The sequence below is a fragment of the Streptomyces sp. NBC_00443 genome (assembly GCF_036014175.1).
In the GTDB taxonomy this organism is placed as follows: Bacteria; Actinomycetota; Actinomycetes; order Streptomycetales; family Streptomycetaceae; genus Streptomyces.
This window is the reverse complement of the sequence record NZ_CP107917.1, coordinates 3,853,931-3,866,625: the sequence shown is the minus strand read 5'-3', so window position 1 is coordinate 3,866,625 and position 12,695 is coordinate 3,853,931. Positions and strand designations below refer to the sequence as shown.

Here is a 12,695-nt window from a genome sequence, read left to right as displayed (position 1 = left end):
GATCTCCCTCCCGGCCCGTACGCTAACGGCCATGGGTGCCGTGAAGACCAAACGGATGCCGCGGGCCGTCCGTGAGCAGCAGATGCTGGACGCCGCCGTGCGTACCTTCGGCAGGCGCGGGTACATGGCCGCGTCGATGGACGAGATAGCCGAACTGGCGGGCGTCTCGAAGCCGTTGGTGTATCTGTACCTGAACTCGAAGGAAGACCTCTTCACCGCGTGCATCCGGCGCGAGGCCGCCGCGCTCGTCGTAGCGGTGCGCTCCGGCGTACGGACCGAGCTGCCCGCCGACCGCCAGCTCTGGGACGGACTGCGAGCGTTCTTCGCCCACACCTCGCACTACCCGGACGCCTGGTCCGTCCTGCACCTCCAGGCCCGCACCCATGGCGAGCCGTTCGCCTCCGAGGTCGCCAAGATGCGGGCGGAGATCGTCGAGTTCGTGACGCAGCTGATCCTCGTGGCCGCACGCGAGGCCCACCGCGACCCCGACCTCCCCGAGAGCGAGGTCGCCGGTCTCGCCGAGGCCCTGGTCGGCGCCGCCGAGTCCCTCGCCGACTGGGCCAACGCCACGCCGACCGTGACGGCACGGGAGGCGGCGGCCACGCTGATGAACTTCGCGTGGGCCGGCCTGGGCAACCTCATGGACGGGCGGCCCTGGTCGCCGCCGGACGCCCCTCACGAAGCGAGCGGGTAGACCTCCCCGGCCAGGTGGACGCGGTCCTCGCCGCCCCGCAGCTCGAACCGCCCGCCCTGCGCGGCGTACGTCACCGTCCCCGGCAGCAGCACCGGTGCCCGGAAGCCGGCCCGCACCCGCACCGCCTCCGGTGTGCCGTGCGCGGCGAGGCAGCGGGCCACCGTCCACATGCCGTGCGCGATGGCCCGCGGGAAGCCGAACAGGCGGGCGCTGAGCGGGTGGAGGTGGATGGGGTTGCGGTCGCCGGAAGCGGCCCCGTAGCGGCGTCCGACGTCGGCGGCGAGCCGCCAGTCGGCGACGGCGGGCAGCGGCTTGCGCCCCGGCACGTCCTCCACGTGCGGTGCGGCCGCCGGACCGGTGGTGCGGTGCCTGGCCAGATAGGTGCTCCGCGACTCCCACACGACCTCGTCGCCGGCCCGCATCTCGGTGATCACCGCGGCCTCCGTGCCGCGCCGGTGGGGCAGCAACCCGTCGATGTGCACGGAGAGTTCGTACGCGCGCGTGGCGGTGAGGGCCCGGTGCCGGGTGACGGTGATCGACGTGTGGACGAGACCGAGCAGCGGCAGCGGGAAGTCCCGGCCGCTCATCAGCCGCATCGCCAGCGGGAAGCCGAGCACATGCGGATACGTCACCGGCAGGGCGTCGTCCCCGGTGGCGAACCCGCACACCCTCTCGTAGGCGGCCAGCCGGGCGAGGTCGACGCGGAGGTCCGGCAGGACGAGCCTCGTGCGCGGGAACTCCGCCTGCGGGCCCGGGCGTTTGAAGGGTGACAACAGGGCGCCCCGGGCGAGCAGGGGCGGAAGCGAAGGAGGAGCGGTGAGGACGAGGGACATCACGCCCCCAGCAGGCTCTGGCCGCATACCCGGACGACCTGGCCGTTGACGCCTCCGGATCCCGGATCCGCCAGCCAGGCCGTCGTCTCGGCGACATCGACCGGCAGTCCACCCTGCGCTAGGGAGTTCATCCGGCGCCCCGCCTGCCGGATGAACAGCGGAATCGCGGCGGTCATCTTCGTCTCGACGAACCCGGGCGCGACCGCGTTGACCGTCACGCCGTGCTCGGCGAGGGCACGTGGCGCGAGGGCTCGGACCAGGCCGACGATGCCCGCCTTGCTCGCGCCGTAGTTGGTCTGCCCGGCGTTCCCCGCCAGTCCCGCGATCGACGCCGTCGCCACGATCCGCCCGCCTCGTTTCAGCGTTCCGCTCTCCAGCAGCGCGTCCGTCGTGCGCAGCACGCTCGCGAGATTGACGTCGAGCACCGAACTCCAGCGTTCGGCAGGCATGTTGACCAGTCGCCGGTCGCGTGTGATCCCGGCGTTGTGCACCAGGACGTCCAGGCCGCCGGGCAGCGCGGCGGCGATGCGCGCGCCCGCGTCGGGGGCGGTGATGTCGAGCGCGAGGGCGGTGCCGCCGAGCCGGTCGGCCACCCGCCGGGCGTCCTGTTCGGCCTGCGGCACGTCGAGTACGACGACCCGGGCGCCGTCCCTGGCCAGCGTCTCGGCGACGGCCTCGCCGATGCCGCGCGCGGCGCCGGTGACCAGCGCGGTGCGGCCGGTGAGGGGGCGGCGGGGGTCGTGGGGAGTGTCGTGGGGTGCGTCGGGGGTGCGGTGACGTCCGCCGGAGCCGGACCCACTTCGATGACCTGGCCGCTGATGTACGCCGACCTGGGGGAGAGGAGGAAGCGCAGGGTCGACTCGGCGGTGTGCGCGTCCGTCAGCCGTACGAGATTGACCGTCCTGCCGCGCCCGATCTCCTTGCCGAGCGAGCGCGTGAAGCCCTCCAGGGCCTGCTGGGCGGCGGCCTGGTGGTGGTCGGCGGGGTCGAGGGGCGCGCCGAGCACGACGACCCGGCCGCTCTCGGCGACCGACCGCACGACGGGGTGCAGGGCCGCGTGCACCTCGGCGAGCGTCTCGACGTCCCGCACGCCCGTGGCGTCCAGGACGACGGCGGCGGGCTTCGCGGAGGGGGCGGTCGTCAGGTCGAGGGCCAGGGCGGTACGGGCATCGGCACTGGGATTCGCATCGGCATCGGCATCGGTGAGACCGAGGTCCGACTTGCCGGCCGTCAGGAGCAGCCGGTCGCCCTTCAGCAAGGGCCGCTCCGGTGACCAGCGTTGGAGCGCGGTGGGCTGCGGCAGCCCGAGTCGGCGGGTGAGGAGGCGGCCGGGCGCCGTGCCGGTGAAGCTCAGATAGCGGTCGGCCATGTCTCACTCCCCAGTGCGCTCCGGTGCTGACTCCGGAGTAAGGTTACCCGAGGTAAGTCCATGGTGACATGAGGAGTGGGTGGAGATGAGCTTCCTGTTGGCGCCGGCGGTCCGGCGTGTAGCGATCATCGGCGGCACCCGTATCCCGTTCGCCCGCTCCGACGGCCCGTACGCCACCGCATCCAACCAGGACATGCTCACGGCCGTGGTCGACGGCCTGGTCGAGCGGTACCGGCTGGGCGATCCTGGCGCGGTCGGCGAGCTCGTGGCGGGGGCCGTCCTCAAGCACAGCCGGGACTTCAATCTCGCCCGCGAGACCGTTCTCGGCTCGAAGCTGGACGCGCGCACCCCCGCCTACGACATCCAGCAGGCCTGCGGCACCGGTCTCCAGGCCGTCATCGCCGCCGCCAACAAGATCGCGCTCGGCCAGACCGAGTCGGCGATCGCCGGCGGGGCGGACACGGCGAGCGATGCGCCCCTCGGCGTCAACGACGAGCTGCGCCGCATCCTGCTGCAGGCCCGGCGTGCCACGTCGCTCGGCGGCCGGCTCAGGGCACTGTCGGGCGTACGGCCGTCCCACCTGGTCCCCGACATCCCCCGCAACGCCGAGCCCCGCACGAAGCTGTCCATGGGTGAGCACGCCGCCGTCACGGCACGGGCCTGGGGCGTCTCCCGCGAGGCGCAGGACGAGTTGGCGGCGGCCAGTCACCAGCGGCTGGCGGCGGCGTACGAGCGGGGCTTCTTCGAGGATCTGGTCGTGCCCTTCCGGGGCCTGGACCGGGACCAGAACCTGCGCCCCGGTTCGACGCCGGAGAAACTGGCCGCGCTCAAGCCGGTGTTCGGCCTCGACCGGGCCGGCCCGACGATGACGGCGGGCAATTCGACGCCGCTGACGGACGGGGCGGCGGTCGTGCTGCTGGGTAGCGAGGAGTGGGCCGAGCGCAGGGGGCTGGAGCCGCTGGCCTACCTCACCGCCTACGAGACGGCGGCCGTGGACTTCGTACGGGGCGATGTCGCGGGTGGCGAGGACGGGCTGCTGATGGCACCGGCGTACGCCGTCCCGCGGATGCTGGAGCGGGCCGGGCTGGCCCTCCCCGACTTCGACCTCGTCGAGATCCACGAGGCCTTCGCGTCCCAGGTGCTGGCCACACTGGCGGCGTGGGAGAAGCGGGGGCTCGCCCCTGTGGACCGGGCCCGGCTGAACGTGACCGGGTCCTCCCTGGCCACCGGCCACCCCTTCGCGGCGACCGGGGCGCGGATCGTGGCGACGCTGGCCAAGTCGATGGCGCAGAGGGGCGGTTCGGGGCGCGGGCTGATCTCCGTGTGTGCAGCCGGCGGGCAGGGGGCGACGGCTGTCCTGGAGCGAAGGTAAGGGGACGGTGAGACGAAGCTGAGTGCTCCTCACATAACCCCCGACGTTGCACATACCCGGCTCCGGACCACCCCCGAACCCGCACAACCCCCACACGCCCGCGCCGTACGATCGCCTGCCTAACCAGCGGTAACCCGTTTCCGCCGGCCTCGGCAGGTGAACGCCACGGTGCGCGAGGCACGTACGTCATGCAGCAAGCAGTTTCGTCGCTGCACGCCCGCCGCAGGAGCCGCCCGTGTCCACCCCGCTTCCCTCATTCGCCGCCTCGGCCGCCTTCGACGACGCTCCGGGCCCGACCCTGGTGCAGCCCGAGACGCGGCGACTGGACGGTGCCGTGCGGGAGGCGTACGTACCGCCGTTCGCGCCGCACGTGACCCATGGGTCGCTCGGGGACCTGCCCTTCGACAACGCGGCCGCGGCGCCGGACGCGGTCGTCCTCAGCCGCAGGGGCGAGGACGGGCGCTGGTCGGACGTGACGGCGGCGCAGTTCGCCGAGCAGGTGCAGGCGGTGGCGAAGGGGCTGATCGCCGAGGGACTGGAACCGGGCGACCGGATCGCGATCATGGCGCGGACCACGTACGAGTGGACACTCCTCGACTTCGGCGCATGGGCGGCCGGCCTTGTCACGGTCCCCGTCTATCCCACCTCGTCCGTGTTCCAGACCCGCTGGATCCTCCAGGACTCCGGTGCGGTGGCCCTGGTCACGGAGACCGCCGCGCAGGCGGCCGCCCTCGGTCCCGAACTGGACCGGGTGCCGGACCTGCACCGCATGTGGGTGATGGAGAAGGGCCATGTGGAGCGGCTGGCCGAGCTGGGGACGCAGCAGCCGGACGGCGAAGTGGGCGTACGGCGGGGCATGCTGGTGCCGGACACGCTGGCGACACTCATCTACACCTCGGGCACGACGGGCCGCCCCAAGGGCTGCGCGCTGACGCACGGCAACTTCTTCGCCGAGGTGGACAACGCGATCGAGCTGCTCTACCCGATCTTCAAGGCGCGTACGAGCGAAGAGGCGTCGGTGCTGCTCTTCCTCCCCATGTCGCACGTCTTCGGCCGGATGGTCGCGGTGGCCTGCATCCGGGCCAGGGTGCGCCTCGGTCACGCGCCGAGCCTGAAGGCGGAGGACCTGCTGCCGGACCTGGCGGCCTTCCGCCCCACGTGCCTGCTGACCATCCCCTACATGCTGGAGAAGATCTTCAACTCCGCCCGCGCCAAGGCCGAGACGGGTGGCCGGGCGTCGTCCTTCGACCGCGCGGCGTCGGTGGCCGAGCGCTACGGCGAGGCGATGGAGGCCAGGGCCTCGGGGACGGGCGGTGGCCCGGGCACGGCGCTCAAGACGGCCCGCGCCTTCTACGACCCCCTGGTCTACCGCCGTATCCGCAACGCGATGGGCGGCCGGGTGCGGTACGCGATCTGCGGCGGCTCACCGCTCGGCCGCCGCCTGGCCGCCTTCTATTCCGGCGCCGGCATCGAGATCTACGAGGGCTACGGCCTCACGGAGGTGACGGGCGCCGCGACGGTGACACCGCCCTCCAAGCCCCGTCTGGGGACGGTGGGCTGGCCCCTGCCCGGCACCCGCATCCGTATCGCCGCGGACGGCGAGATCCTCATCTCCGGCGACCAGGTGCTGCGCGGCTACTGGGACCCTTCCGCGGGCGGCGTCGTCCCGGCTGCCGCCGACGGCTGGCTGCCGACCGGGGACATCGGCGCTCTGGACGACGAGGGCTATCTGACGATCACCGGCCGCAAGAAGGAACTCCTGATCACGGCGGGCGGCAAGAGTGTGGCCCCGGCGCCCCTGGAGAACTGGCTGCGCTCCCACCCCCTGATCTCCCAGTGCATGGTCGTGGGCGATCGGCGGCCTTTCGTGTCCGCCCTGATCACCCTGGACATGGACGGCGTGAGCCACTGGCGACGCATGAACGGCAAGCACCCCGTCCCCGCGGAACTCCTCGTCGACGACGCCGAGCTGAGGGCGATCCTGCAACGCGCGATCGACGAGGCCAACAAGCTGGTCTCGCGCCCGGAGTCCATTCGCCGCTTCACGATCCTGCCGACCGACTTCACGGAGCTGAACGGCCACCTCACGCCGTCGATGAAGCTGCGACGGGAGGCCGTCATGCGGGACTTCGCGGCGGAGGTCGAAGAGCTGTACGCGAAGTAGCGACGGTTCGGGGCACCCGCCAGAACCCGTCATCACCACAAACGGTTGCCGTCTCGTTACGACAACCGCTTGACGTGACATGCCATGGCCACGTTGGCTACCGCCACCGGGTAGCAAAGCCGCTCATCCGCTCGGAAGGCACCAGTAGTGAATGCTCGTACCCCCCACACGTCCGCTGTACGCCGCTTCTCCATAGCCCTCGTCGCGTCCGCTTCGGCGCTCTCGCTCGCCGCGTGCGGTGTGGTCGACGGCATCGGGGGCGGTGACAGCTCCGAGTCCCCGAACAAGGGGGACGACGTCACGGTGGGGCTCCTGCTGCCCGACAAGGCCACGGCCCGTTTCGAGAAGTTCGACCACCCGCTCATCGAGAAGGAAGTCGCCTCCCTCACCCACGACAAGGGCAAGGTCGTCTACGCCAACGCCGAGTCGAGCACGGACAAGCAGAGTCAGCAGTTCCAGCAGATGATCGCCGACGCGGTGGACGTGATCCTCGTGGACGCGCTGGACTCCAAGGGCATCGCGCCTGACGTGCAGAAGGCGAAGGACGCCGGAATCCCCGTCATCGCCTACGACCGGCTCGCCGAGGGGCCGATCGACGCATACGTCTCCCACGACAACGAGCTCGTCGGCGAGGTGCAGGGCCGCGCTCTCGTCGAGGAACTCGGCGCGAAGGCCGCGACCAGCAAGGTCGTCATGATGAACGGCGACCCCGCCGACCCGAACACGGCCCGGTTCAAGAAGGGCGCGCTCGACGAGCTCGAGGGCGAGGTGAACATCGTCAAGCGGTACGACACCGACAAGTGGGCGCCGGAGACGGCCAAGGCGAACATGGAGAAGGCGATCTCCGCCGTCGGCTTGGACAACATCGCCGCCGTCTACTCGGCGAACGACGGCATGGCGGGCGCCGTCATCGACGCGCTGAAGGAGTCCGGCGCGAGCAAGATCCCGCCGGTGACCGGGCAGGACGCCAACCTGGACGCGGTGCAGCGGATCGTCGCGGGCGAGCAGTACATGTCGGTGTACAAGTCGTTCCTCACGGAGGCGACCAACGCCGCGAAGATGGCCGTGTACAAGGCCCAGGGACGCGCCATCCAGTTCGACGCCCTGACCCAGGACTCGGTCGACAGCCCGACCCAGGACGGCATCCCGGCCCAGCTGGTATCGGTGGTCCCGCTGACCAAGAGCAACATCAAGCAGACGGTGATCCAGGACGGCGTCTACACCGTCAAGGACATCTGCACCGCCGAGTACAAGGCGGACTGCGCGGCCATCGGCCTGGAGTAGACGCCGACGCGGCCTCTGGAGCGCCCGTCAGGCCCGGGTGGCCCGGCGGTGAGACTCCACCAGGTCCGCGAACGCCCGGGCCGGCGGGCTGAGCGAGTCCCAGCGCCGCACGGCCCAGCCCACGGGCAGAGGGCGCAGCTCGGGCAGGGGAATCAGGCGCAGCCCGCCCTCACCGGGGACCGGCAGCCCCGGCAGCGCGGGCAGGACCGCCCGTCCGACCCCCAGCTCGGCCAGCAGCAGCGCGGTGTCCCAGTCGGCGACGCTCGTGTCGTGCGCGAACCGGACGCCCAGCTCGGCGCAGGCGGCGTCCAGATGGGCCGCCGAGGCGGAGTTCGGCGGCAGCCGGATCAGCCGGACGTCACGCAGGTCGGCGCCGACATCGACGTACTGCCGCGCCGCGAGCCGATCGTCGGACCGCACCGCCAGCACCCACGGCAGCTCCACCACCGGCCGCTGCTCGATACCGCGCACCTGCGGCCCGAGGGTGATCCAGGCCAGGTCGAGCGTGCCGTCGGCCAGCGCGTCGAAGCTGCCCCGGCCCGAACTGACCGTGCGGAACTCCAAGTTGACCCGAGGATGCCGCCGTCGGTACGCGACAACTGCCTCCGCCATGAAGTGCCGTACGGTCGTCGCTCCTGTCGCCACCCGGACGTACCCGCTCTCGCCGTCGACGAGATCCCGCAGTTGCCGCACCGCGAGGTCCAGCCCCGATATCCCCTCGGCGGCGGCCGCCTCCAGCACCCGGCCGGCCTGCGTCGGCACGACCCCCCGGGGCTGCCGCTCCAGCAACGCGACCCCGGTCTCCCGCTCCAGCCGCTTCACGTGCTGGCTCACCGCCGACTGGGTGCACCCCAGCTCCCGGGCCACCGAGCTGAGACTCCCGGCACGGCATACGGCCACGAACACACGCAGGTCATCGAGGGTCATGACCTCTAAGTTAATGCTTGGGTACAGCCACAAATCCCAAGGATTGACTGGGTGTTGCCCGATGGACGACGATCCTTGAAGGGCCCGGGCGGCAACCCGCTCCACCCCCTCGCCGGAGTCCGGACCAGGGCGGGGGAGGGAGCGGGTGCCGACCCAAAAGACACGACCGGACGGCAGTTTCAACGCTCCTGCAGCGCCCTTGACTTCACGAGGCATCCGCGTCACATTCGCATTTCTGACACACCCTCAGAAACGCGGCGTCCAGGGCGGGAGCGGCCTTCCATGACCAGCAGCGTGAACCCTTCGCGAAGACACGTACTGGCCGCAGGTGCCGCCGGCGCCGCCCTCGGGACCGGCGCCGTGGCCCGGCCCGCCGCTCACGCCGCCGACCTGCCCCTCCTGGGCACCTACGACGTCGTCGTCATCGGCTCCGGAGCCGCCGGCATGACCGCCGCGCTGACCGCCGCCCAGCAGGGTCTGAGCTGTGTGGTGGTGGAGAAGGCGCCCACCTTCGGAGGGTCCGCCGCGCGGTCCGGGGCCGGGATCTGGATTCCGAACAACTCGGTGATCCTCGCGGCCGGGGTGCCGGACACGCCGGCGAAGGCGGCCGAGTATCTGGCCGCCGTCGTCGGGCCGGACGTTCCCGTCGAGCGGCAGCGGGCCTTCCTGGCGCACGGCCCGGCGATGCTGTCGTTCGTCATGGCCAACAGCCCGCTGCGATTCCGCTGGATGGAGGGGTACGCCGACTACTACCCCGAACTGCCCGGCGGCCTTCCGAACGGCCGCTCCGTCGAGCCCGACCAGCTCGACGGCCACCTCCTGGGCCCCGAGCTGGCGCGGCTGAACCCGCCGTACATGGACGTGCCCCCCGGCATGGTCGTCTTCAGCGCGGACTACAAGTGGCTGGCCCTGGCGGCGGTGAACGTCAAGGGCGCCGCCGTGGCCGCGGCCTGTCTCGCGCGCGGTACGGCCGCGGCGCTGCGCGGTGAGAAGCCGCTGACCATGGGACAGTCACTGGCGGCCGGCCTGCGCCTGGGACTGCGGTCGGCCGGGGTCCCGGTGTGGCTCGGCACCCCTCTCACCGACCTGTACGTCGAGAACGGTGCCGTGAGCGGCGCGGTCGTCGCCCGGGACGGCGCCCCCGGCCTGGTGCGCGCCCGCCGTGGCGTGATCGTCGGCTCGGGCGGCTTCGAGCACAACGCGGCGATGCGCGAGCGATATCAGCGGCAGCCGATCGGCACGGACTGGACGGTGGGCGCGAAGGAGAACACCGGCGACGGCATCCGGGCCGGGCACCGGCTCGGCGCCGCCCTCGGCCTGATGGACGACGCCTGGTGGGGCCCGGCGATCCCGCTCCCCGGCCAGCCGTACTTCTGCCTCGCCGAACGCACCCTCCCCGGCGGCCTGCTGATCAACGCCGCCGGCGCCCGCTTCGTCAACGAGGCCGCCCCCTACAGCGACGTCGTCCACACGATGTACGACGTCCACGACACGAGCCCGGCGATCCCGTCCTGGCTGATCGTCGACCAGAACTACCGGAACCGGTACCTCTTCAAGGACGTCCTCCCGGCCCTGCCCCTCCCGGCCGACTGGTACGGCTCGGGCGCCGCGCACAAAGCCTGGACCCTGGACGCGCTCGCACGGTCGATCGGCGTCCCGGCGCCGGCCCTGCGCTCCACGGTCGACCGCTTCAACTCGCAGGCCCGGCAAGGCAGGGACCCCGACTTCCAGCGGGGCGACAGCGCCTACGACCACTACTACACGGACCCGTCCGTCCTGCCCAACTCCTGCCTCGCACCCCTGTGGCTGCCCCCGTTCCACGCCTTCCGCATCGTCCCCGGCGACCTCGGCACCAAGGGCGGCCTCCTCACCGACGCCCGCGCCCGCGTACTGCGGGAGGACGGTTCGGTGATCCGGGGGCTGTACGCCGCCGGCAACGCGAGCTCGGCCGTCATGGGGCACAGCTACGCGGGCGCGGGCTCGACGATCGGCCCGGCGATGACGTTCGGGTACATCGCGGCGCGGGACATCGCCGGGAGCCTCTAGAGAATCGTCGGTTTGCGGGCGATCAGGAACGCCTGCGGGGACGTCTCGTCCAGCGCCGGGTCGGCTTCGCGGACCGTCCGGGAGGCGAGGGCGAACCCGGCCGCCGTCAGCAGGCCGGCCATGACCTCCGGCCGGCGGCGCTGGAACGTGAGCGAGACCGGGTGCCCGAAGGGCCGGTCGTGGTGCCGGTGTTCGTCACCGGCCTGGAACGCGACGAGCAGGGGTGCGCCGGGCGCCAGGACCCGGTGGAACTCGGCGAAGAGGTCCGGGAGCCGGTCCACAGGTGTGTGGATGGAGGAGTAGAAGGACAGCGCACCGGCCAGAGCGCCGTCCGGCAGGTCCAGCTCCAGCATGGAACCCTGCTCGAAGCGCAGCCCCGGGTTCTCGCGACGCGCGATCGCCAGCATCGACTCCGACAGGTCGAGCCCGAACACGGACAGCCCGAGTGAGGCGAGGCGGGCGGTGGTCCGGCCCGGTCCGCATCCCAGGTCGGCCACCGGCCCGTCCCCCTCGACGAGTTCGGCGAACACCCCCAGCAGCGCCCGCTCCAAGGGCCTGCCCGCGAGTTCGTCCCGGAAGAGGTCCGCGTAGTCCTCGGCGATGGCGTCGTAGAAGGTGCGGGTGGTGGTCAGGAAGTCGGAGTCGGTCATGGGCGGGGACCCTAGCGAACGCGACGGCTACTCGGCTCCGTCCTGCGCCTCGCCCGTCCGCTTCCGGCCACCGCCGATCGCGGCGCCGACGGCGATGCCCAGCGCCATCCCCAGCGCCAGCCCGAGCCCGAGGTTGTCGAAGACGGTCAGGCCGAGCACGATGCCGATGCTCGTGCCCAAGGAGAGGCCGAGCGAAAGGCCCATCGCCGCTTTGTTGTTGGCGGCAGTGCCGCCGTCTTCCCCGTGGTTGTTCTCGTCCCCGTTGTTCACCTGGCGATTCTCCCACGGAGCCGGCTCATGGCACCCCTGCCGCCCGCAGCACCGCGGTGGCCACCGCCGCTCCCAGCACCACCACCGGGAACGGCGCCCGCCGCCACGCCAGCACGCCGCCCACCAGCACCCCGGCCGGCCGCGCCCACCCCGCGAAGCCGCCGCCCTCCGTCAACGTCCCCGTCGCCAGCAGCCCCACGAGCAGCACCACCGCCCCCGCAGCCAGCAGCTCCTGGACCCGCGCGGGGAGCGCGACCCGCCCGTGCAGCGCCGGGCCGACCAGACGGAAGGCGTACGTCCCCACCGCCAGCGCCAGGATCATGGCGACCGTTCCCGTCGTGCCGGTCATGACGCGCCTTCCTTCCTGCCGGACGAGCGGTACGCGACGAGTCCCGCCAGCGCCAGCAGCACCGGCACCCCCGCCGGGACGACCGGTACCGCGGCCAGGGCGAGGGCGGCGCCGAGGAGCGCGGCACGGCGTACGGCGGAGTCCTTGCGCAGGGTGGGCAGCACCAGTGCGACCAGTACGGCGGGGAAGGCGGCGTCCAGGCCGTACGTCGCCGTGTCGCCCAATGCGGTTCCGGCGAGCGCGCCGGCGAGGACACCGATGTTCCAGGCGACGAACAGGCCGAGCCCGTTCACCCAGAACGCCACCCGGCGCCGTACCCGGTCCGGCTGGGCGAGCGCGAAGGCCACCGTCTCGTCGGAGACGAGGTGGGCGCCGAGGAGGCGGGCGAGGCGGCCCGGGCCGAGGACGTCCGCCACGGCCAGACTGAAGGCGGCCGTGCGGGTGTTGAGGAGCAGCCCGGTGGCCGCCGCGGCAAACGGCCCGCCCCCGGCCAGCAGCACGCCGACCGCGCTGAACTGGGCCGATCCCGCGTAGACGACCAGGGACATGACCACCGGCACCCACACCGGCAGCCCGCCGGCCACCGCGATCGCGCCGAAGGAGACACCCACGACACCACCGGCCAGCCAGATGAGGGCGCTGTCGCGCACCAGGGCCGTCATCGCGGACGGCGGAAGAGATGACATCATCGGTGTTCGGAGTAGCGAACGCATGTTTTCCAGAATGAACAAGCAGTG

General features: G+C 72.1%; 11 protein-coding genes and 1 pseudogene. 5 read left to right on the top strand and 7 right to left on the bottom strand.

Annotated elements, in window-relative coordinates:
* Positions 1-31: 31 nt before the first annotated feature.
* Positions 32-694 (top strand): TetR/AcrR family transcriptional regulator, encoded by a 663-nt coding sequence (locus tag OHO27_RS17160; protein WP_328424836.1) that lies wholly within the window; start codon positions 32-34, stop codon positions 692-694.
* Here the strand turns inward: OHO27_RS17160 and OHO27_RS17155 are convergent.
* Together OHO27_RS17155 and OHO27_RS17150 are read right to left on the bottom strand one after the other, a co-directional pair.
* Positions 676-1,527 (bottom strand): MaoC/PaaZ C-terminal domain-containing protein, encoded by an 852-nt coding sequence (locus OHO27_RS17155; RefSeq protein WP_328424834.1) that lies wholly within the window; start codon positions 1,525-1,527, stop codon positions 676-678. The genes OHO27_RS17160 and OHO27_RS17155 overlap by 19 nt on opposite strands.
* A pseudogene (locus OHO27_RS17150) lies at positions 1,527-2,896 on the bottom strand (3-oxoacyl-ACP reductase). Before OHO27_RS17150 ends, OHO27_RS17155 begins: the two are co-directional and overlap by 1 nt.
* A gap of 85 nt (positions 2,897-2,981) precedes the next feature.
* Between OHO27_RS17150 and OHO27_RS17145 the strand changes: the two are divergent.
* The 3 genes from OHO27_RS17145 to OHO27_RS17135 all read left to right on the top strand — a co-directional run bounded on the left by OHO27_RS17145 (position 2,982) and on the right by OHO27_RS17135 (position 7,716).
* Positions 2,982-4,268 carry an acetyl-CoA C-acetyltransferase gene (locus OHO27_RS17145; RefSeq protein ID WP_328424832.1) on the top strand — a complete coding sequence of 429 codons (1,287 nt, stop codon included), beginning with the start codon at positions 2,982-2,984 and terminating at the stop codon, positions 4,266-4,268.
* A 235-nt stretch (positions 4,269-4,503) separates the two neighbouring features.
* On the top strand, positions 4,504-6,432 hold the full coding sequence (locus OHO27_RS17140) for an AMP-dependent synthetase/ligase (RefSeq protein ID WP_328424830.1): 1,929 nt from the start codon (positions 4,504-4,506) through the stop codon (positions 6,430-6,432).
* Between the two features lie 147 nt (positions 6,433-6,579).
* Positions 6,580-7,716, top strand: a complete 1,137-nt coding sequence (locus OHO27_RS17135) for a sugar ABC transporter substrate-binding protein (RefSeq protein WP_328424829.1) — start codon at positions 6,580-6,582, stop codon at positions 7,714-7,716.
* Between the two features lie 27 nt (positions 7,717-7,743).
* Here OHO27_RS17135 and OHO27_RS17130 read toward each other — a convergent pair whose 3' ends face one another.
* Positions 7,744-8,643: a LysR family transcriptional regulator gene (locus OHO27_RS17130; RefSeq protein ID WP_328424828.1), complete on the bottom strand. Its 900-nt coding sequence runs from the start codon at positions 8,641-8,643 to the stop codon at positions 7,744-7,746.
* A 282-nt stretch (positions 8,644-8,925) separates the two neighbouring features.
* Here OHO27_RS17130 and kstD point away from each other — a divergent pair, with 282 nt between their 5' ends.
* Positions 8,926-10,689, top strand: a complete 1,764-nt coding sequence (gene kstD, locus OHO27_RS17125) for a 3-oxosteroid 1-dehydrogenase (protein WP_328424826.1) — start codon at positions 8,926-8,928, stop codon at positions 10,687-10,689.
* Here the strand turns inward: kstD and OHO27_RS17120 are convergent.
* The 4 genes from OHO27_RS17120 to OHO27_RS17105 are packed head-to-tail and all read right to left on the bottom strand — an operon-like array spanning position 10,686 to position 12,647.
* On the bottom strand, positions 10,686-11,339 hold the full coding sequence (locus tag OHO27_RS17120; protein ID WP_328424824.1) for a class I SAM-dependent methyltransferase: 654 nt from the start codon (positions 11,337-11,339) through the stop codon (positions 10,686-10,688). The genes kstD and OHO27_RS17120 overlap by 4 nt on opposite strands.
* 27 nt (positions 11,340-11,366) lie before the next feature.
* The gene (locus OHO27_RS17115; protein WP_328424822.1) at positions 11,367-11,609 is read right to left on the bottom strand and encodes a hypothetical protein; all 243 of its coding nucleotides are present in this window, start codon (positions 11,607-11,609) and stop codon (positions 11,367-11,369) included.
* A gap of 25 nt (positions 11,610-11,634) precedes the next feature.
* Complete coding sequence (locus tag OHO27_RS17110) at positions 11,635-11,958, bottom strand: AzlD domain-containing protein (RefSeq protein ID WP_328424820.1); 324 nt, start codon at positions 11,956-11,958, stop codon at positions 11,635-11,637.
* Positions 11,955-12,647 (bottom strand): AzlC family ABC transporter permease, encoded by a 693-nt coding sequence (locus tag OHO27_RS17105; RefSeq protein ID WP_328424818.1) that lies wholly within the window; start codon positions 12,645-12,647, stop codon positions 11,955-11,957. The genes OHO27_RS17110 and OHO27_RS17105 overlap by 4 nt, the downstream gene beginning before the upstream one ends.
* Between the last annotated feature and the right edge of the window lie 48 nt (positions 12,648-12,695).